The organism is Niallia sp. Marseille-Q9988 (assembly GCF_976954375.1).
In genome coordinates this window covers 46,081-65,628 of the sequence record NZ_CDRJSZ010000001.1, presented here as the reverse complement: position 1 = coordinate 65,628, position 19,548 = coordinate 46,081, and the positions used below count along the sequence as shown (strand labels likewise).

At 36.8% G+C, this 19,548-nt stretch carries 19 protein-coding genes and 1 riboswitch; of the genes, 14 read left to right on the top strand and 5 right to left on the bottom strand.

The features are described from left to right. Nucleotides 1–85 precede the first annotated feature (85 nt). From ACWNMZ_RS00295 to ACWNMZ_RS00240, 12 genes are all read left to right on the top strand, one after another. A complete protein-coding gene (locus ACWNMZ_RS00295) occupies nucleotides 86–454 on the top strand; it encodes a hypothetical protein (RefSeq protein ID WP_441131494.1) in 369 nt (122 codons plus the stop codon). Nucleotides 455–512: 58 nt separating this feature from the next. Beyond that, complete coding sequence (locus ACWNMZ_RS00290) at nucleotides 513–1,223, top strand: hypothetical protein (RefSeq protein WP_031538999.1); 711 nt, start codon at nucleotides 513–515, stop codon at nucleotides 1,221–1,223. A gap of 47 nt (nucleotides 1,224–1,270) precedes the next feature. Then, the gene (locus tag ACWNMZ_RS00285; RefSeq protein WP_048716385.1) at nucleotides 1,271–2,464 is read left to right on the top strand and encodes a methyl-accepting chemotaxis protein; all 1,194 of its coding nucleotides are present in this window, start codon (nucleotides 1,271–1,273) and stop codon (nucleotides 2,462–2,464) included. A gap of 98 nt (nucleotides 2,465–2,562) precedes the next feature. Further along, nucleotides 2,563–2,647, top strand: a riboswitch (cyclic di-GMP riboswitch). A gap of 124 nt (nucleotides 2,648–2,771) precedes the next feature. Continuing rightward, entirely contained in the window at nucleotides 2,772–4,139 is a 1,368-nt protein-coding gene (locus tag ACWNMZ_RS00280; RefSeq protein WP_449598253.1) for a sodium-dependent transporter, read from the top strand. Nucleotides 4,140–4,176: 37 nt separating this feature from the next. Beyond that, entirely contained in the window at nucleotides 4,177–5,814 is a 1,638-nt protein-coding gene (locus ACWNMZ_RS00275) for a pyridoxal phosphate-dependent decarboxylase family protein (RefSeq protein ID WP_031538996.1), read from the top strand. A gap of 365 nt (nucleotides 5,815–6,179) precedes the next feature. Then, complete coding sequence (locus ACWNMZ_RS00270; protein WP_031538995.1) at nucleotides 6,180–6,962, top strand: sugar phosphate isomerase/epimerase family protein; 783 nt, start codon at nucleotides 6,180–6,182, stop codon at nucleotides 6,960–6,962. Continuing rightward, the gene (gene surE / locus ACWNMZ_RS00265; protein WP_449598252.1) at nucleotides 6,959–7,768 is read left to right on the top strand and encodes a 5'/3'-nucleotidase SurE; all 810 of its coding nucleotides are present in this window, start codon (nucleotides 6,959–6,961) and stop codon (nucleotides 7,766–7,768) included. The genes ACWNMZ_RS00270 and surE overlap by 4 nt, the downstream gene beginning before the upstream one ends. After that, nucleotides 7,761–8,801: an ABC transporter substrate-binding protein gene (locus ACWNMZ_RS00260; RefSeq protein WP_155986775.1), complete on the top strand. Its 1,041-nt coding sequence runs from the start codon at nucleotides 7,761–7,763 to the stop codon at nucleotides 8,799–8,801. Before surE ends, ACWNMZ_RS00260 begins: the two co-directional genes overlap by 8 nt. A 27-nt stretch (nucleotides 8,802–8,828) precedes the next feature. After that, complete coding sequence (locus tag ACWNMZ_RS00255; RefSeq protein ID WP_031538990.1) at nucleotides 8,829–10,559, top strand: ABC transporter permease; 1,731 nt, start codon at nucleotides 8,829–8,831, stop codon at nucleotides 10,557–10,559. Then, nucleotides 10,546–11,622 (top strand): ABC transporter ATP-binding protein, encoded by a 1,077-nt coding sequence (locus tag ACWNMZ_RS00250; protein WP_031538988.1) that lies wholly within the window; start codon nucleotides 10,546–10,548, stop codon nucleotides 11,620–11,622. The genes ACWNMZ_RS00255 and ACWNMZ_RS00250 overlap by 14 nt, the downstream gene beginning before the upstream one ends. Before the next feature lie 12 nt (nucleotides 11,623–11,634). Continuing rightward, nucleotides 11,635–12,447, top strand: coding sequence for a PHP domain-containing protein (locus tag ACWNMZ_RS00245; protein WP_031538985.1), 813 nt, complete (start codon nucleotides 11,635–11,637; stop codon nucleotides 12,445–12,447). Between the two features lie 153 nt (nucleotides 12,448–12,600). Further along, nucleotides 12,601–13,155: a DUF6155 family protein gene (locus ACWNMZ_RS00240; RefSeq protein WP_031538984.1), complete on the top strand. Its 555-nt coding sequence runs from the start codon at nucleotides 12,601–12,603 to the stop codon at nucleotides 13,153–13,155. Between the two features lie 271 nt (nucleotides 13,156–13,426). Here the strand turns inward: ACWNMZ_RS00240 and splB are convergent, their stop codons facing one another. Next, the gene (splB, locus tag ACWNMZ_RS00235) at nucleotides 13,427–14,455 is read right to left on the bottom strand and encodes a spore photoproduct lyase (protein ID WP_031538983.1); all 1,029 of its coding nucleotides are present in this window, start codon (nucleotides 14,453–14,455) and stop codon (nucleotides 13,427–13,429) included. Continuing rightward, entirely contained in the window at nucleotides 14,452–14,715 is a 264-nt protein-coding gene (locus ACWNMZ_RS00230) for a transcriptional regulator SplA domain-containing protein (RefSeq protein ID WP_031538982.1), read from the bottom strand. Before ACWNMZ_RS00230 ends, splB begins: the two co-directional genes overlap by 4 nt. Nucleotides 14,716–14,881: 166 nt before the next feature. On the opposite strand from ACWNMZ_RS00230, the gene ACWNMZ_RS00225 reads away from it, so the two are divergent. Both ACWNMZ_RS00225 and ACWNMZ_RS00220 read left to right on the top strand, forming a co-directional pair. Continuing rightward, nucleotides 14,882–15,241, top strand: a complete 360-nt coding sequence (locus tag ACWNMZ_RS00225; protein ID WP_031538981.1) for a carboxymuconolactone decarboxylase family protein — start codon at nucleotides 14,882–14,884, stop codon at nucleotides 15,239–15,241. A gap of 41 nt (nucleotides 15,242–15,282) precedes the next feature. After that, nucleotides 15,283–15,714: a pyridoxamine 5'-phosphate oxidase family protein gene (locus tag ACWNMZ_RS00220; protein WP_031538978.1), complete on the top strand. Its 432-nt coding sequence runs from the start codon at nucleotides 15,283–15,285 to the stop codon at nucleotides 15,712–15,714. Between the two features lie 26 nt (nucleotides 15,715–15,740). Here the strand turns inward: ACWNMZ_RS00220 and uvsE (ACWNMZ_RS00215) are convergent, their stop codons facing one another. From uvsE (ACWNMZ_RS00215) to ACWNMZ_RS00205, 3 genes are all read right to left on the bottom strand, one after another. After that, a complete protein-coding gene (gene uvsE / locus ACWNMZ_RS00215) occupies nucleotides 15,741–16,709 on the bottom strand; it encodes a UV DNA damage repair endonuclease UvsE (RefSeq protein ID WP_048716405.1) in 969 nt (322 codons plus the stop codon). A gap of 38 nt (nucleotides 16,710–16,747) precedes the next feature. Next, nucleotides 16,748–17,701, bottom strand: a complete 954-nt coding sequence (gene uvsE, locus ACWNMZ_RS00210; RefSeq protein ID WP_031538976.1) for a UV DNA damage repair endonuclease UvsE — start codon at nucleotides 17,699–17,701, stop codon at nucleotides 16,748–16,750. Between the two features lie 138 nt (nucleotides 17,702–17,839). Then, entirely contained in the window at nucleotides 17,840–19,486 is a 1,647-nt protein-coding gene (locus tag ACWNMZ_RS00205; protein WP_031538974.1) for an ABC transporter substrate-binding protein, read from the bottom strand. Nucleotides 19,487–19,548 lie beyond the last annotated feature (62 nt).

Genomic DNA, 19,548 nt, shown 5'->3' with positions numbered 1-19,548 from the left:
CTGTCTATTCCTGGGATAGCTTTATTTATTTTGGACTTCTTGGAAAAAAGATGAAAACATGGATATAAGGAAAAGGAGAATAGATATGATTGTAGTAGACAAAAAGAAGTATAAAATGGCGATTAATGAAGGCTCGAAAGAAATCCATGTACAGGTTCATGGATTGATGAGAGAGGAAGACGCAGAGGAATATATGGTGGATTTGCAAGAGACGATTAATAAAGTGTCAAGACGAGATTATACCTTTGTTGTGGATGCTACTCACCAAACACCAGTCCCATCAAAAGTTGTACCACAATTGGAACAAACGATGCAATTTTACTCTGGCTTAGGTTTTAAGGAAGTTCTTGTTGTAAAGCCTTCTTCTAAAATTGCCCAAGTGCAAATTAGAAATGCCTTAGAAAGAATTGAGTTCGCAGGTAAAATTATTGATCAAGTATCTCACTCTATGTAAGTTAGGTATAAATTATTTTAAGAGAGTTATATATTTTAATTGAAAAGGGAGTCATCAAGTGCAACAAGTACAAACGTTATATACATATGAAATTCTATCAAAAGGACAAACGGCTTTGATTGAAAAGGCAGCTGACTGTCTTGCAAGCTCATTTATAGGATTGAATATAGCAGGGAAGTTGGTTCAAGAGCCAATGGTAGGTCTTTTAAATATAGATTATGAAGATTTTTATCAGTTTACGAAAGAATATATAGAATCTACTGTGGAGCAAGGATATTGTGCAGTCGCTTTAGATAGTAATCAACAGGTTGTTGGTGTTCTAGCTGGAGATATAAATGCGCCAGAGATTATTGGAGAAGATGTGTTTGAAGGTTCTTTTTCTGATATGAATGTTATTCTACATGTTTTAGAAGATGTAGATAAACGTTTCCTAGCAGATTATAAAGAACGAAATGGAAGAGAGCTAAAGGATGGAGAAATATTGCATTTATTCATGTTAGGTGTAACTGCCGAACAGGAACGTCACGATGTTATTAAGCAATTAGGAAGCACACTAATAACGAAAGCCTCTTCACAAGGATTGAAGGCTGTTTTAGCAGAAGCGACAAATCCTAAATCTATACGTGTGATGGAGAAATATTACGAGATGGAAAAATATAAAGATGTAGAAGGAAATTATATTGTTCATAAATATCAAGAGAATAGTAGATTAAAAGATATTCCTACAACGATTGCTGACGGCACTTATATAATTATTAAAGAAATTTAAACTTTCAGCAGTCTAATTAAATTTTATAAATAGGAGAGTTATTTATTATGGAGGCTATATTATTAGCTATTATTGTTATCTTATTGGGAACAACAGTGTATTTTGCTTACCGATATTTTTCGCTGAAACATCATCCATCTATTAACAAAGAAATAATAAACGGGATGAAAGAAATAGCTGCAGGAAATAGAAGTGGCAAAGTAGATGGGACAAGTTCTTATCATATTACATTTAATGAACTAATTGCGTTTTTAGATCGTGTAAGGGAAAAGTTTTTTTCTTTTTCAAAAAATGTCCATACAAAAGGAGAAAATCTAGCTGGAATTGGTGAAAATGCTATGGAGAAAGCTGATATTGTCCGAGCAGCAATCGATGAGGTAGGTAGAGGATTACAAAAACAATTAGTAGCAACAGAGGAAAGCGCCCTATCAATGGAAGAAATGGCCCAGGCCATCGAAGATTTATCGATAAGGTCCAATCAAATTTCGGAACAGTCTAATACTACTTTAGAATTGACGCAAGAAGGAAATGTAAAGCTTAAGGACTCTTTAGAAAAAATGGAGCAATTTAACCAAACAATCAATACAACCTTTCATGCCATTAATAAGCTTGGAGAAAAGTCTCAAGAAATTGGTACAATTGTAAAGGTAATTACAGGAATATCTGAGCAAATTAACTTATTGGCATTGAATGCGGCAATAGAAGCAGCTCGTGCGGGGGAACATGGTAAAGGTTTTGCAGTCGTAGCTGATGAGGTGCGAAAACTGGCTGAACAGTCCCGTCAATCATCTTCTGAAGTATCAAATATTGTAAGAAATATCCAAGAGGAAACAGGGATAGTTGTGAATTCAATGCAGCAGGGTACAGAAGAGTTTAAAGACACGAACACGAATATTTTAGAAGTTGGTACGATGTTCGAACAAATTCTCTCTACTACAAAGGTCATTGCTGAAAATAATGAAAATTCTTCTGCGAGCACAGAAGAATTATCCTCGGCTTCTCAACAAATCATGACAACGATTGTTCAGATAGCGGCTATTTCGCGAGAATCTGTTGAAATGTTTGAGGAATTAATCGGGATTAGTGATGGAGAGCTACAAACGATTCAAAAACTAGTTCAGGAAGCGGAGAATCTTTTGGAATTGAAAAATGATGTAGACAAACTACTTTCTACGTGGAATCAGGGTGTTGAAACAGAAGTGGGTCAACAAATTGAAGGTAAGGGTAGTGTAGCCAGTTAAGTTGGAAACTGCTTCTCATAGGTGATTAAACTTGTGAGAAGCTTTCATTTGTAGATTAATTGAAATAATTTATTTTAATAAAGTATTTTGTAATATTCCTTCGAAAATAGCAAACTCATTGAAAGATGAGGACGCAAAGCTGCGGGCCTAAAGAAGTACTTCTATGGTAGCCGGGTTGCCGAAAAGGTTGGATAGTTACTAATCAAGCAATATATTGCTTTTTTACGTCCTCCTTGGTGTGGACTTTTTTTATTTGGATTTGTCTATCGTAGCAGAAGGATAGTATTCAAAAGGAAAGGGAGTAGAAATGGCACAACAAGAGCAATGGAAATCAAAAATAGGATTTGTTTTAGCTGCAGCTGGATCAGCGATAGGATTAGGAGCTATATGGAAATTCCCTTATGTAGCTGGAACAGGTGGCGGCGGAGCCTTTCTCTTATTATTTTTAGTTTTTACATTAGTATTGGGAATGCCCTTATTATTAGGAGAATTTATGATTGGGAGAATGGGACAAAGTAATCCGGTTCAAACATATGGCAAGCTAGCATTAAATCCAAAGTGGAACTTTATCGGGAAACTCGGTGTTTTTACAAGCTTTTTACTGCTATCATTTTATAGCGTTGTTGGTGGCTGGATTATTTTATACATTGTGAAGCTTTTGAGCGGTGGATTAGCTGGATTGACTCAGGATCAATATGGAGAGCTTTTTGGCGACATTATTTCTAACCCATATCCGACTATTGCGGCACAGCTTGTATTTATGCTTGTCACAATCCTTGTCGTTGCTCAAGGGATTCAAAAAGGGATTGAGTTAGCAAGTAAAGTCATGATGCCAGCGTTATTGCTTTTGTTTTTAATACTAGTGATTCGTTCTTTAAGCTTGGATGGAGCAATGGAGGGTGTGAAATTTTTACTTGTACCAGATTTTTCAAAGCTGACATCTGAGAGTATCCTATTTGCCCTTGGGCAAGCATTTTTCACATTATCTTTAGGTGTTTCGGTTATGCTTACATATGCTTCTTATTTACCTAAAACACAAAATCTACCTCAATCAGCTATTTCTATTATTATCTTAAATATTGTTATAGCTTTATTAGCGGGATTAGCTATTTTTCCAGGTGTTTTCTCCTTTGGCATGGAACCGAATGCAGGGCCGGTTTTAATATTCTCGGTTTTACCTGCAGTGTTTGCCCATATGCCTTTTGGGATGCTTTTCCTCTTGGCATTTTTACTATTATTCTTATTTGCCGCTTTCACTTCAGCATTCTCTATGATTGAAATTATAGTATCAGCAGTTACGAAAAATGATGCAAGTAAACGGAAGAAAAGTACATGGATAATTGGGATGCTGATTTTTATTGTTGGTGTTCCATCCTGTCTATCTTATGGTGTACTTGCAGATGTCCATCTTTTTAATAAGACTATTTTTGATTTGATGGATTACACGGTTAGTAATATTTTAATGCCATTAGGTGCCTTATTAATCGCGATTTTTGTATCGCGAAAAATTCCAAGAGAAGATTTATTTGCGGAATTAAAGCAAGGATCGAATGTAAGATACACATTCTTTTCCATTTGTTATTTTCTGTTGAAGTACATCGTTCCCATTGCGATTATTGTCGTTTTCTTAGATGCGGCAGGATTATCAGATTGGATTATAGCTTTGTTTAAATAAAAGCTACTTCTAGCAAGAACATCACGGAGGTCAAATAATGAAGGAAATACAACAATTATTCCCAAGCATGGACGGGAACAACTTTCAAAGAGAGGAATTATTGTCCTACTTTAAAACCATTTTAACGAAAATAGATGAATTAAAGGATCCTAACAAACTAACTCTAGGAGAAATGCCAGAATACACAGAGGACTACTATAATCGTGTTATTGAAAAGGCAGATGTTCCGAAAATGGGTGTATCCATGGAGGAAGTGATGCAGAAGCTTCTAAAATTAGTGGAAGGACATCGATATGTAAATCGAAACTATGTAGCCAATGCGGCGCCCCTTCCGAATATTGCTAGTATCATTGGGAATTTAGTTATGGTGCTTGTCAATGGGAACAACCTTTGGGATGTAGAAGGTCCGGCGGCCGCTACAGCGGAGGTCGAAATAACAAGTATGCTGTCCAAGCTAATTGGCTATGATGAAAATCTAAGTGCTGGATATACAACTTGGGGAGGACAAGGAGCGGTGTTTAATTCTTTACGCCTTGCAATTGCCCGTTATGCACCTTCCTCTAATCAAAAGGGGATTCCGAAAAATCTTTATTGCTTCTGTTCAGAGTTATCCCACTACAGCTTGTATAAATCTGTAGAAGCAACGGGGATTGGGGTAGAAAACATGATTCGTGTGAAGGTGAATCAGGATCATTCTATGAATCTCCAAGATTTAAAAGAAAAAATGGAGCAGGTAATTTCAAAAGGCGGTGTTCCACTTTATATACTTGCAACAATGGGAACAACTGATACATTTGGGATTGATGATATAGAGGCCATGAAGCATCTAGCGGAAGAGCTAGAGCGCAAGCATGGTCTTAGCCCCATCTATATTCATGCCGACTCAGCAATGGGAGGATTGTACACCTTCTTTAATGCGTACGGCTTTGATAATAACCCACTTCAATTGGAAGACAATGTTAAGGTAGTATTGAAATCCTACCAGCAGAAGTTTAAGCAGATCAAGCTTGCAGATAGTATGGTCTTTGATTTTCATAAGCTAGGTCAAACTCCGTATATTACGAGTTTATTTTTAATTAAAAATAGAGAGAATCTGAAGTATGTTGATTTAGACGAAGAGGAAACTCCGTATGTTGGGAATCGTGGCTATGGAAGCTATCATACAGGCTACACATTAGAATGTTCGCGAATGGGAAGTGCTCTTTCCATCTATGCATCTTTATTAGCATTTGGGATGGAAGGGTATCAAAAGCTTCTAGCCAACTATCTTCGCGTTAATATGAAATTTAGAGAGACGTTAACAAGGGAAATTTCAAATGTGGCAATTACGAATGAAGTTTCGCCGATTACAACATTCCGCTTTTATCCTGAAACTTCTAAATGGAAGGATGAATCAGGTGGACTTTTAACAGTGGAAGAAATAAATGAAATTAATCAATTTAATGACGAGTTTGCCGAAATAATTGGTGCTGAACGAGATACCGTCTTCTTTGGAAATACAAAAAAACAGCGTCTTGTAGAAGCAGCCGATTCCAATAAGCGAGTATCTATATATGCACATAAGTTTTTCACAATCTCTCCTTATTCAACGATGGAAGAGGTAGATCGTTATGTTGAATTTTTAAGAGAGCATATTGAATTTTTCTTGAAAATGAAAAAGGTAGTTGTTTATTAAAAGGGAATATAAGAATTGTTCTTGAATATAAAGTTAGATTTAAATCCCTCTGCCATAGCAGGAGGATTTTTTACATTGTGAAAAATTTGCTTCTTTTCCGCTGTAAATATCTAGATTTAAAAAATGCTGTAAATAATCATTCTCATAATTAGTCGTGCATTTTAACGTAATGTAAAAAGTTTACTTTCACTTTACAAAAGATATCGTTTTTATTGATAAATCAAACATCTCTCAAAAAATCTCCTGCGCCTTATTAATAATAATTTTACATTACTCCCCAAAGTACCTTTATATTTATTTTCTAGAATTTAATTATAGAAGAAACAACATTGTTAATAATTCTATCAAAGGAGTGAGGGAGTTTTATGCATTTTGCTTCAACGTTAGCTTGGGCTTATCCAGTAGACGAAGTGGTACAGATTGCCAAAAAGAATGAATTATCAGGATTGGAGGTTTGGGCAGAGCAGGTATGGTTTCACGGAACAAATCCAGAAAAAATCCGTAAAGCGAATCTAGATCAGTCTATCAACCTGACTATGCATGCCGCAAGCTGGGACTTGAACATTTGCTCTATAGAAAAAGAAATAAGAGAAAGCTCTGTAAGGCAAATTCAACATTCCATTAAGCTAGCAGATGAGATAGGTGCAGACTCTATTACATTCCACCCAGGGAGGCTGACTCTTCCCCAAATGAAACAGGAAATATATGAGACTTTAATGATGGAATCTATTTTTACTTTAATAGAAACAGCGAAGCAGTATAAGAAAACCCTTAGCATAGAATTAATGGAGGTAAAAGCAAAGGAATTTGTGACAAGCCCTGATACGATGAATCGATTGATTGCAAGCTTTATACCGGAACTGAAAACAACCTTTGATGTTGCTCATATTTCGGAGGGAGCTCCCGGGCGTGCCTTTGCCGACTTAATAAATGTGGACAAAATTCATGTTAGTGATAATACCGAAAGTCAGCTACATGTTCCCCTTGGTACTGGCATACTAGATCGTAATATGCTGAGAGAGTTTTTTGCTATCACATCTCTCCCCGTAGTGGTCGAAGGTTTCGATGCATCGGAAAATCTAAATTGGTGGAAGCATAATCTTCACTATTTAAAAAGCCTGGAAATACAGAAGGAGGTGCCTCAATGAAGATTCTAGTGACAAACGATGATGGCATTTTTGCTCCTGGTCTTCAGGCGCTGGTTGAAGTGTTGCAGCATTTTGCTGATGTATATGTGGTCTGTCCAGATCAGGAAAGAAGCGCAGTCAGTCATTCGATTACGTTGAGAGTGCCTTTAAAGGCAAAGCCACTTCCCCTATTTCCTGGTGTAAAAGGTTGTTGGGCAGTTAATGGAACACCAGCAGATTGTGTGAAGCTGGGGATGGAAGTATTAATGAAACAGCAGCCTGACTTTGTTATTTCCGGAATAAATCTTGGACCAAATCTAGGTCGTGACCTTTATTACTCAGGAACAATGGCTGGGGCTATAGAAGGATTACTTTACGGCATTCCTGCTGTGGCAGTATCATTAAATGCCTTTTCTGACATGGACATTAATTATGAAAAAGTAAAAAGGCTATTTTATCCTATTATGGAGGTGCTTTTGCAGAACAAGATTCCAAAGGGGATTTTCTTGAATGTAAATTTACCTTATTTATCAAGGGAGATGTGTAAGGGAGTCCGTATTGTTCCACTTGATATGAAGGTTGCTCGCTATTCCTATGTCGGTTTAAACGACCCCCATGGACAAGTTTACTATTGGTTAAAGGATCAGCTACATAATATGAAAGATTTTGAGGAGGATAGTGACTTTCTTTTACTAAGAACAGGGTTTGTCACTGTATCACCGATTGAGTTTAGGACGTTTCATAAAAGAAAACAAGAACAAATTGAACGATGGTTTTCCCATTTAACTTTTGCTAGTACAGATGAGGAGGAAATAGATTATGCGTAAATGGATGCTTATATTAATGTTTGGAATATTGATGGCTTTTGCTGCAGGCTGCGGTAGTAAGGAAAGCAGTGAGACAAGTAATGCTTCAGAAGATACGAATAATACAGAGGCGAAGGTAGAGGGATCTCTCCATTTTTATACTTCTCAGCCGGATGCAGATGCGGCCAAATTGGTAGAAGGATTTCAAGCTAAATATCCTGATGTAAAGGTAGAAACCTTCCGCTCTGGTACAGAAGAAGTAATCTCAAAAATTAAAGCGGAAAAAATGGCTGGAAAGATTCAGGCTGATGTACTGTTGGTTGCAGATGCAGTAACATTTGAAAGCTTAAAGGAAGAAGATATGCTTCAAGCATATGAAACAGAAGAAGCTGCTGAAATCCCTTCCGAACTTATTGATTCCGATCATACTTACTTTGGAACAAAGGTTATGGCAACTGGCTTAGTTGTAAATACCGAAAATGTAAAAGAAATGCCTACGAGTTGGAATGCGCTGACTTCTAAAGAGGTAAAAGGAAAAATTATTATGCCAAGCCCGTTATACTCTGGTGCTGCTGCTTATAATTTAGGTGTGTTTACACGTCAAGATACATTTGGCTGGGATTTTTATAAAAATATTGCTGCAAACGATGTAACAGTAACAAAGGGGAATGGCGATGTACTTAAAGGTGTTGCCGGCGGAGAAAAGGACTATGGAATGATTGTTGACTATCTCGTTACACGTGCTAAAGCAGAGGGATCTCCAGTTGAGCTCATTTATCCAGAAGAGGGTGTGCCAGTTATTACGGAACCCATTGGAATCATGAAGGACGCACAAAATGTAGAAGCAGCAAAGGCTTTTGTTGATTTCGTTCTTTCAGAAGATGGACAAAAGCTTGCTGCAGAGCTTGGCTATACTCCAATTCGTAAAGGGATAGAAGCTCCTGAAGGACTAAAAACAATTGATGAAATAAAGGTCCTTTCGGAAGATGTGCAGGAATTGTATAAGACAAGAGATGCTGATAAAAAAGAATTTGAAACAGTTATCAGCGAATAGAACATTTTTTAAGAAGGAGTGGACAGAATGAACTCACATGTTCAGAGTTCAGAAAGGAAAACGGAAGCTTTATCTCCGTTCTCCTTTTCTTATTTTACCCGTAATTGGTGGGGCGTTCCCGGCTTTCTGTTGCTTATCTTTGTATTTTTGCTTCCTGTTTGTCGTCTTGTTTGGCTGAGTGTTTCCAATGGAGAAGAAGTTGGTCTCATGCTTTATCAGGAAATACTATTAGAAAAAGCAACCTGGAGGACGATTCAAAATACCATTATTATTACGATTTCCAGTACAGTACTTTCCTTAGTTATAGGAGTAGGGCTTGCCTTTACAATGGCATATGTGAATATCCGGGCAAAAAAATGGCTGCAATTGCTTATCTTTTTACCGTTTTTAATCCCCTCCTATATCTCAACACTTGCTTGGGTTCAGTTTTTTGGAGGAAATGGTCCCATCCAGTTTCTATTTAATGAATCTGTTAATTTGTACAGTATGGGAGGAATTATTTTTGTACTTGGGCTTTCTCATTATCCCCTTGTGTATTTGATGAGTGTGGAGGTATTTCGTCGTATTCCAAGAGAGCTGAAATATGCTGCCAGCACTTCCGGAGCGTCTGGTGGAGTTGTATTTCGAAAAGTTATCCTTCCAATGGCGCTGCCAGGGATTGCTAGTGGTGGTATTCTTGCTTTTCTATCTAATATTGATAACTTTGGCATTCCTGCTTTTCTTGGTATTCCAGCAAATATTCGTGTATTAAGTACTTATATTTATGAACAGATAATTGGATATGGACCATCTGCCTTTTCCAGAGCCGCTGTACTTTCCGTTATTCTTGGCGTGATCGCGTTAATTGGTACAGTGGTGCAATGGGCGATTATTAGAAAAAGTAATGTAAGTGAAACAACTGCAAGAGATACAGAGCCAAGATATTATCTCACGCGGGGGTGGAGGAACGTTGCGGAGTCAGCGCTATGGATTTTCTTGTTGCTCACAACCCTTGTGCCGTTGATTGTTATGGCTTCTACCTCCTTTATCAGGGCATATGGATTATCGCTTTCGTGGGAAAATCTTTCTTTGAAAAATTACCGATATCTGCTATTTGAAGATGCTAAAACCGGTTCAGCGATAGGGAATAGCGTAACCCTAGCACTTGCTACTATGTTAATCTGTATGGTTATTGGAACAGTGATTGCCTATATTCGCTTTAAAAAGCCATCCTTTTTTGTGAAGGCTTCGGAAATCATTGTTACTATTCCGTATGCTTTGCCAGGAACGGTATTTGCCTTGGCGATTATTTTAATGTGGCTTCAGCCATTACCAGGTGTGCAACCAGGAGTCTATGGAACGATATGGATTTTATTGATTGCTTATATAACTAGATTTACGGTTCTACAAATGAGAGGAAGCCTGACTGCCTTTTCGCAAATTGATCCTTCTATGGAGGAAGCAGCAAGAACTTCAGGAGCAAGGGCGTATGTTAAATGGAAAAGTATCCTTTTTCCACTACTTATGCCTGGAGTATTAAGCGGGGCTGCTCTTGTGTTTTTGACTGCTCTAACGGAGCTTACGGTTTCAAGTCTTTTATGGTCAAGCGGCTCTGAAACGATTGGTGTTGTCATCTTTAGTTTTGAGCAAGCTGGATACTCCACTTATTCCACAGCATTTTCAACATTGATTGTAACAGCAGTATTAACAATGGGGATTTTGTTTGTTCTTTTCGAAAAAATATGGAAGAAGAGGGTGATGAAGAGTGATTCGAATTGATGGGTTAAAAAAGAATTATGGAAATTATACGGCTCTTGAGAATATTGATTTGGAGCTATTAAACGGAGAATTTATCGCTATACTTGGTCCTTCTGGATGTGGGAAGACTACATTGCTACGGCTTTTGGCAGGATTCATGAAACCAACAGAAGGAACAATTTCCATAGACGATGAAATAGCAGCAAGCTCCAGTAAACTTGTCCCACCTGAAAAAAGGAATATTAGTATGGTATTTCAATCTTTTGCATTATGGCCGCATATGACAGTAGAAGAGCATATTCGATTTCCCCTAAAGCATCATCGATTTGGCAAAACAAATGCGAAGGAGGAGCAGGAAAAAAGGGTCTCTGAAGCATTAGAAATGGTAGGACTTTCTCATTTGAAAGATCGTTATCCTGCTGAACTTTCCGGTGGACAAAAACAACGTGTTGCACTAGCACGGGCAATCGTTCCAAAGCCGTCACTTCTCTTGATGGATGAGCCGTTAAGTGCGCTTGATGCAGAACTTCGAATGGAAATGAGAAGAGAGATTGGCGCGATTCACCGAAAAATGGGTACAACAATTATCTATGTTACTCATGATCAAGGGGAAGCATTGGCGATGGCCGATAGAATTGTTGTAATGAACCATGGGAAGATAGAGCAGATAGGTACACCTGAAAGTATTTATAATACTCCGCAGTCCGTATTTGTGTCCACTTTTGTTGGGAAAGGCAATCTAATAAAAGGGGAGTGGGTGAATGAGGATAAATTTATTCCAGCTGATTTTCCTGCTGTTTCTTGGACAGATATTGGCATAGCAAAGGAAATAAAAGCTCAAAATCTTTATCCTGTTCGCCCGGAGCAATGGAAGCTTGGCGAGGTGGATCAGAATCAGATGACTGGAATTGTTCAATTTGCCCAATTTCAAGGGAATGAAATCCATTACAGCATTCAGTCTGGTGAAGAGATGATTAATGTTTATGCTTCTGTTTTTGAAAAAAGATTCCTACCAGGTGACTCTGTTTCATTAAAAATATATACTGGCACAGCCCAAAAAGCTGTTTTAGTAGGTAGCAGGTAGGGAGGAAATAGGATGATTGATTTGCATATTCATTCTGAATACTCAGATGGTTCCTGGAATCCTCGAGAGATAGTAGAAGATAGTATAAAAAAGGGGCTAAAAATCATTTCGATTACCGATCATGATGTATTGGCGGGTTATGAAGAGGCTCTATTCTATAGAAATAATAGCTTGAAAATTATTCCTGGGATTGAATTGAATACAGATGGTCCTTTAGGAGAACTTCATATTTTAGGCTACAACTTTGACCCAGAGCATCCAAGCTTAAAGGAACATGTCCTTTGGAGAGTGGAGGATCGGTTGCAATGGGGAAAAAGAATTGTAGCAAAATTGAAGACGCTAGGATTTAATATTTCTTTTGGAAATTGCCTTGCACGTGTGGGAAAAGGAGTTCTTGTTAGAACACATATTGCAGATGAGTTAGTTGCAGCTGGATACTTTCACAACAGTAAACAGGCGTATGAAGAACTTTTAAAAAAGGGGAAGCCAGGCTTTGAAGAAAGAGGAACTTTTTCTGCAGTGGATGCCATTAAGCTAATTCATGAGGCTGGTGGTCTTGCCTTTCTTGCTCATCCAGGAATGTATAAGCACGATTTTAATGTTCATCACTTAATCGATTCTGGTTTGGATGGAATCGAAGTGTATCACTCCAAACATACTAAGAAGGACCAAGACTATTGGAGAGGATTAGCAGTAGATAGGAATCTTCTTATTTCTGGAGGAAGTGATTTTCATGGACCGGAATCAAGGAATCCGTTTCCGATTGGGAGTGTGGAGATAGAAGATCCTCAGATTCTAGCATGGTTTGGTAATATGGTTCCTTAGCATTTAGATAAATTATAGTGTTGTTTATAGAAAAATTTAATTGCATTTTAGTGAAGCTTTGCTTTAAATAAAAGTAAAGCTTTTTTATGTAGAATACTTTTGGAAAATTCTATTAGCATTTGCAATAATTTATAGTAAAGGAATGGTGGACAAATGGCATTATTAAAACTAAATCAACTAAAAAAAGAACTAAAACAGTTGGAACAAAATGAATTAATTCAGTTAATTTCAGAGATGTATAAAATTAATAAAGATGTTCAGCAGTATTTGTCCAATAAGTTTATAGGAGAAGAAGCCATTAAAGACTTGTATGAGAGAACAAAAAAGATAGTGAGGGATGAATTCTTCCCAGAGCGCGGTTTTGCGAAAATGCGATTGGGAGTAGCAAGAGATGCGATTTCAACTTTTAAGAAACTTTCCTCTGATGAGGGTAAAACAATAGATTTGATGCTTTACTTTGTTGAAACTGGAACAAAATTTACCAATACGTATGGTGATATAGAGGAAAAATTCTATAATAGTATGGTTTCCATGTATAACAAAGTAGTGAATGAATGCAATAAGAGCGAGGGATTTTACAACATTTTTAAAGATCGTCTTTATTCGATTGTCGGTGACACAGATGGAATTGGATGGGGATATCATGATGATATTTGTGCTATTTATTATTCTTTAGATTGGCTGGAAGAGGATGAAGAAGATGAATGAGATGGAATAAGAAAAAGTAATCTATTTAAAAGGCTGTTTTCGTAAAGTTTGTTATGATGAATCCACTTTGCTTACCATAAGGAGTCAAAAGCTCAGTATTTCTAATTAATTTTGTTTTTTCTATTGAAAAAGAAACACTCTTTTAGAAAACAGCCATTTAAAAAGAATCGCTTGGTTTTGAATAAAATATTTAGAAAGCTGCCGCTATTTTTTAAAGTGAAGTGGCTATTTAAACATCTTTATATCAAGTAACCATTTCCGTATCCACTAGTTACGTGAAATATTCTAACTTAGCATCTGGAAAGAATTTTTTCATATAGGAATGAAGATGATTTTTAATATCTTCTTCTTCTTCTTTTTGATAAATATATTTCCCAATCCCATATTTTCCCCATTTATATCTTCGTTTTTCCTCATCTAGCTCTAATTTTGTCATCGGATAATTTTTTTGTATGACTCTTTTGGCTGGTTTTGTAAAACGGTGCTGGATAAATTCGAATGTTAAATCCTTTTTTGCTTCGGCCGGCAACTCAGCATCCAGTCGTTCGAACATGTGAAGATATCCTTCTTCCCATCCTTCATGGAGATAAATTGGAGCGACAATAAATCCAAGGGGATATCCAGCTCTTGCGACTTTTCCAGCAGCTTCGATTCTTTTTGCTAGAGGAGAGGTTCCAGGCTCAAAATGCTTGATGACATAATCAGCATTTACACTAAAACGAAAGCGGGTTTTTCCATTATGCTTGGCATCGAGTAAGTGATCAACATGATGAAACTTTGTTACAAACCTCAGTTTTCCGTAATCCGATTCTCCGAAATGTTCAATCGCACGTTTAAGGGTATGGGTTAAATGATCAATACCGACAATATCGGATGTACAAGATGCTTCAAATCGAGTAAATTCAGGAGCGCGCTCCTGCATGTAATGATCGGCAGCTTCTAAAATTTCATCAACATTTACATAGGTACGGATGTAAGGCTTACTTCCCATCGTTGTTTGCAAATAGCAATAGTGACAATGTCCCATACAGCCGGTTGCAAAAGGAATGGCATATTCAGCAGAAGGCTTCGAGGTATCGAATTTGAGCGTCTTCCGAATGCCGACGACAAGGGTTGATTTTGCTACCCGGTAACGCTGAAAATCATTGTCTCCAGGAAGGTTTCTAACTTGATTATGGGAAGTTGTGTGCCGGATTTCTACATCCATTTTCTCAAACTTTTCAAGTAGCTCTTTCCCTAATGGATAGTTTAGTGCATCTGGTTCAAAATAAACTAGCTTCGGTGTAAATGGTTTAATCATTCCAATCTCCCTTCCGAAACATCTCCATAATAGTAATTGTAAGCTTGCTGAGCTTCTTCTTCTGTAGTATATACAGCAACCTCGTTAGATAGAGGATAGTAATTTTCGTATAAAAATAAAGATAATTGATTGGAATCGTCAGGATTTTTAACTATAGCTGCAGCTTGAATATTAGCTACATCTTGGGTATGTGGGTTTCTGTAAAATACATAGACGATATCTCCGGCTTGAAAGGTTTGGTTTTCGTTATACAGTGTCATTCACTCACTTTCTACATTCAATCTATTAAGATTTTTTACATTGGATTCTTTAAGTATGTATTACTTTTTTTGGAAGTGGCGGGAAATGAAATCCGCTTATTAAATCGTTCTATTTTTGCTCATAATAATGCTGATATACACAATGATAAAAAGGAGCGTTTAAGAAATGGATGCTAGAAATTCAATCGAAACTACACTGTTAACGTATAAAAAAGGGCTTGGTGATTTTACTGGGAAGATGCCTGAATTTGCAAGTAGATTTAATGCTTTTACAGAAGCATGTTTTGGAGAAGGAGCTTTATCTCAAAAACAAAAGCAATTAATTGCTTTAGGAATCAGCCTTCACGCACAGGATGAGTACTGTATTATTTATCATACAAAGGGATGTTTGGATCAAGGCTGTTCCGAACAGGAAATCTTAGAAGCTGTGGGTGTAACTGCTGCATTTGGAGGCGGAGCAACTATGAGTCAAGGGGTTACATTGGTTCAAGAATGCATGCAGGAATTCAATCAATTAGAACACTAATAAAAGTAGAAAATTAACAATAAATAGGAGCAGAACAGATTATGACAAATCAAGACATTAAAAATCAGGCTATTAAAATTATCTCAGGTCATAGGACAGGAATACTTTCATCTGTTGAAAATAATAAACCCCACTCACGATATATGACATATTACAATGATGATTTAACATTATATACACCAACTCAAATGGATACAGAAAAGATAGAGGAAATCGAAAAAAATCCTTACGTTGCTGTATTGTTAGGATATGAAGAAAAGGGGCAAAGTGATACGTATATTGAAATAACAGGGAAGTCTGCTATTAACAATACAGAAACATTGAAAAAACAGTTTTGGGATGACTCTTTTCAAGAATGGTTTGAAGGGCCTGAAGATCCAAACTATGTATATCTCCAAATAACTCCTGAAGTGGTTCGGATTTTAAATATGCACGGTGAACCGCCCCAAGAGTTATCATTAGAAAATGAATGAATCACTCAACAGACTCTTCTTTCCTTTTACTTTAGACGGAAAGAAGAGCCATCAATAATCTCCACGTCCCCTCGTAATTTAACTTCTTTCATAAGTTTAAAAAGTGCCTTATCTTTCTTTTTTGCTTCAATCATACAGTCGATTTGGCTTATACTTCCGTTAATCTTTTTTAGAAAATCGAAGAACATATTTATATCGATATAATCGGCATGATGCCGAAAAAGTTTATCACTTTTTGGGCTCGAAATATGCATTTTAATGGGGAGAGAAGAATCTCTCCATGTTTGGATGACCCGGTCCCAGTTACTTTCCCAATGGGGATTATTAGAATGGTGAGCAAGATGGTGGTGATAATCAAATACAAGCGGAATTCCTAATTTTTCACATAAGTAAAGTGTATTCTCAAAAGTGAAGGAGGTATCATCATTTTCAAGCATAATCATGGTTTGAAGTGATCTTGGGACAAGCATCCAATTTTCTATAAAGCGTTCTAAAGACTCTTCTGTGTCCTTGTAATTTCCTCCAACATGCATGACACATCGATGCATTGTATCTATGCCCATCCCTTTTAATAATAAATAGTGCAATTTTAACGTTTTAATCGAGTTTTTCAAAATATGCTTCTGAGGCGAATTAAGGAGAACAAAGTGATCAGGATGAAAATCGATTCTCATTTTGTGTTTTCTTGCAAATGCCCCCAATTCTCCTAAAGGTTCCTTTAGTGGTTTCATATAATCCCAATCAAGAAGTTCCTCATGGTTTGCCAACGGAATAAGCCTTGAAGTTAAACGATAAAAATGTATATCGGAAGCTGCAGTGTGCCTTAAGAGGCGAAGGGTATTCTGGAGGTTTTGTAAGGCAATCCGTTCTAACTTACGGAGTGCTGCTTCCCGATCCTCGATTTTCTGAAATTGAGTATATGTCATTGTTTTTGATGGGGATGAATTTTTTACAATCATGCTCATCGCAACGTATCCAAGTCGGACAATGGTCAATAGATGTCACCTCTTAATATATAATTCAAAAGTCATTCCTACCATTCTATCGTTCCACCAGAAGTCTGTTTTACTCCTCTAATAGATGCGATGTCCTCAATCAGCTTCAACATGGCAAGGTTTTTTTGTTTTGCTTCTATCATAATGTCAAAATCCTGTTTAAGATTTTTTGCCATTTTTAAAAAGGGGAGTACAAAGTCAATGGAAACAAAGTCAGCATGAGAACGAAAGGCTTGGATCGATTTTGGTGAAGAAATATGTACTTTAGGGACCATTTTTTTGTTATTCCATGTGTTAAAAATTCTTTCTAAATAAAGAGATAAATCTATATCCTCGTTATTTGCCATATGATGATGATAATCAAGAATCATCGGAATGTTTTCTTGTTCACAAGTTATCAGTGTTTCTTTCACGTTATACGTTTTATCGTCATTTTCAAGCGTCATTTGATTTTTGATTTCTACAGGCAATTGTTTTATATTCTGATGAAATCGACGTAAAGAAGTATTTTTATCTCCATATGCCCCACCAATATGAATATTAATGATACTAGTATCGAGTACATCCATGGCTTTTAGCATTTTATAATGAAATTCCATATCCTTTACAGCATTTATGGTTACTTCTTCTCTAGGGCTAGTAAAAAGTGTAAATTGATTGGGATGAAAACTAACCCGAAGTTTAAATTGTCTAATTAATTGGCCAAGTTCTCTCCATTGCTCTTTAAAGGGAGTAATGAAATCCCATTCTAACTCTGGATGAGTTGCTAATGGCACTAACGAACTGGATAACCGATACAATGAAATCTCATTGGCGGCATTATAGTAGAGAATTCTTTTCGTATTTTTTAAATTTTGAGCCGTAACAGCAAGTAGCTTTTCTGTGGCTTCCTGTTTAGGAAGGGCTGAATATCGAGAGAAGGTTAAAGCCTTTGAAGGACTTGCATCCCATAATCCTAATGCATTTGCCACATAGCCAAAGCGAATCTTCATCTGTTTAGTTCCTTTCCATAGAGTCCAGCAGTGTATCTTTTTATATTGCCATATCTTCTGGAACTCTATGTGCTGTTTTACTAAGTTAATAATGCATTTCATTAAAAAAATCCTGAGATTGTGTCTTTCCTATACCACTCATTCTTTCGGCCGAACCCATACTTTTGAAAAATCTACATAGCCAAAATGGCTAATTTTAATATTGCTTATATCGGTTGAAAATGGAATATATCGCTTTTGATAATAAAGTGGAATCATAATCGATTGATTAATCAATTTTTTTTCGATTTCTAGGTTTAAAGCTGTCCATTGTTCAAATGGTGTATCCTTATATTTTCCCATTAAGTTTGTAAGTGTTCCATTGTTTGCTATCATTTGGGAAAGAGGAGAAAACCCATTCATTAAAAAATAGTAAAAGGAAAAATCTTGATTGAATTCAAAAACTTCTCCATGTACGAAAAGATCTACATCTAATGTCTTAGGATGCTTTGTTAATATATCAGCAAAGGAAAACCATTGAATATCTATAGGGATTTTTTCTTTTGCGAATATTTCTGCAAGCCATTGTGTGGTATTAGCAGTATGTCTAGCACCTCTTATCACAATGGGTTTAGAAAATGTTGGCCGTTCTACTTCAGAAATAGTCAGCTGTTGATTTTGACCGACTATTATACTCTTATCATTCGGTATTAGTCTTGAACTTAGGTCACCAATTGTGTGACGATTTTTAGCGATAATCCAATGGAGGTAATCTCTTACTCGCTTCTGTCTAATAGCAGAATTTCTACAGGAGTTCATTACGATGATACCAAACCCCGAGTCGCTTTCTACTTCGATGGAGGAAGAGGTATCCTTTTCCATAGGAGAATGATAGATTCCTTTAAAATCCTCAGGAACTTGAATGAATTCTACTACATCAATTAATGGCCTCTCTCGAAAATGATCTTGAAAAGCAGTTAAAGTTGTTTTTTTATCGATGTTTTGTTGAAGGATGAAGTAACCGGTGCCCAATATTTTTTCATTCGTCTCTCTATAGATGCTTGCACACATCATACTAAGCATAGGAAGGATATAGGTGCATCCATTGGGATGGATAATATCCAGTATAAGTGGAGACTTTACTTCGATACTTTTGACAGGTGTCCATAAATCTTTGTAATAAGCATGTGTCCGAAGTTTTTCAAGGCATTCGGCCACATCATTTGCTGTCAAAACGGAACCGTCATGAAATTTAATATCCTTTTTTAAATAGAGTCTTAGTTTAGAAGTGGTGCTATCCCAACTATGGGCAATTTCAGGTAATACTTTCCCTTCTTCTGTATGAGTGACAAGCCGATTAAACACGTTTGCCACTAAATGGGCACTGAAGACATCCCCAGCTTCAAGTGGATGGGTGGAATGGAATGGATATCTTTTTGGTACGATTAATTTATCATTCGACTCTTGGACAAAGCCAAGTTTTGTATGAAATTTATTCATTAACCTCATTTTGCTGTTTGTGGACCAATTATACATTAAGTATTTGCTTGTTTGTTCTACTGGTTCCAGATCAATTCGCTTTAAAACCTCTTTTTCGTAAGAACTTTCCACCTCTTTTTTCCATACCAATGTTGAAATGTTTCCGCGTCCTCGTCCGGGTGTAAAGGATAGCCAGCCTTCCTCCATCCATTTTTTTAAATAACGTGTTGTTTGTTTCGAGCTCAATTGCAAGGTTTCAGAAATTTCCTCCATTCGAATACTGCCTGAAGGATAATATCTCCAAAGTGTAAGTAATTTGTTATCCATCCTTTTTCCTCCTAAAAGGGGACGTTGTTTTATTAATTGTCTATTTTTAGAATTATTCGTCT

Coding starts and splice junctions, on each gene's coding strand:
- ACWNMZ_RS00295 (WP_441131494.1), top strand. CDS start 86: ATGATTGTAGTAGACAAAAAGAAGTATAAAATGGCGATTAATGAAGGC.
- ACWNMZ_RS00285 (WP_048716385.1), top strand. CDS start 1,271: ATGGAGGCTATATTATTAGCTATTATTGTTATCTTATTGGGAACAACA.
- ACWNMZ_RS00280 (WP_449598253.1), top strand. CDS start 2,772: ATGGCACAACAAGAGCAATGGAAATCAAAAATAGGATTTGTTTTAGCT.
- ACWNMZ_RS00275 (WP_031538996.1), top strand. CDS start 4,177: ATGAAGGAAATACAACAATTATTCCCAAGCATGGACGGGAACAACTTT.
- ACWNMZ_RS00270 (WP_031538995.1), top strand. CDS start 6,180: ATGCATTTTGCTTCAACGTTAGCTTGGGCTTATCCAGTAGACGAAGTG.
- surE (WP_449598252.1), top strand. CDS start 6,959: ATGAAGATTCTAGTGACAAACGATGATGGCATTTTTGCTCCTGGTCTT.
- ACWNMZ_RS00260 (WP_155986775.1), top strand. CDS start 7,761: ATGCGTAAATGGATGCTTATATTAATGTTTGGAATATTGATGGCTTTT.
- ACWNMZ_RS00255 (WP_031538990.1), top strand. CDS start 8,829: ATGAACTCACATGTTCAGAGTTCAGAAAGGAAAACGGAAGCTTTATCT.
- ACWNMZ_RS00245 (WP_031538985.1), top strand. CDS start 11,635: ATGATTGATTTGCATATTCATTCTGAATACTCAGATGGTTCCTGGAAT.
- ACWNMZ_RS00240 (WP_031538984.1), top strand. CDS start 12,601: ATGGCATTATTAAAACTAAATCAACTAAAAAAAGAACTAAAACAGTTG.
- splB (WP_031538983.1), bottom strand. CDS start 14,455: ATGATTAAACCATTTACACCGAAGCTAGTTTATTTTGAACCAGATGCA.
- ACWNMZ_RS00230 (WP_031538982.1), bottom strand. CDS start 14,715: ATGACACTGTATAACGAAAACCAAACCTTTCAAGCCGGAGATATCGTC.
- ACWNMZ_RS00225 (WP_031538981.1), top strand. CDS start 14,882: ATGGATGCTAGAAATTCAATCGAAACTACACTGTTAACGTATAAAAAA.
- ACWNMZ_RS00220 (WP_031538978.1), top strand. CDS start 15,283: ATGACAAATCAAGACATTAAAAATCAGGCTATTAAAATTATCTCAGGT.
- uvsE (WP_031538976.1), bottom strand. CDS start 17,701: ATGAAGATTCGCTTTGGCTATGTGGCAAATGCATTAGGATTATGGGAT.
- ACWNMZ_RS00205 (WP_031538974.1), bottom strand. CDS start 19,486: ATGGATAACAAATTACTTACACTTTGGAGATATTATCCTTCAGGCAGT.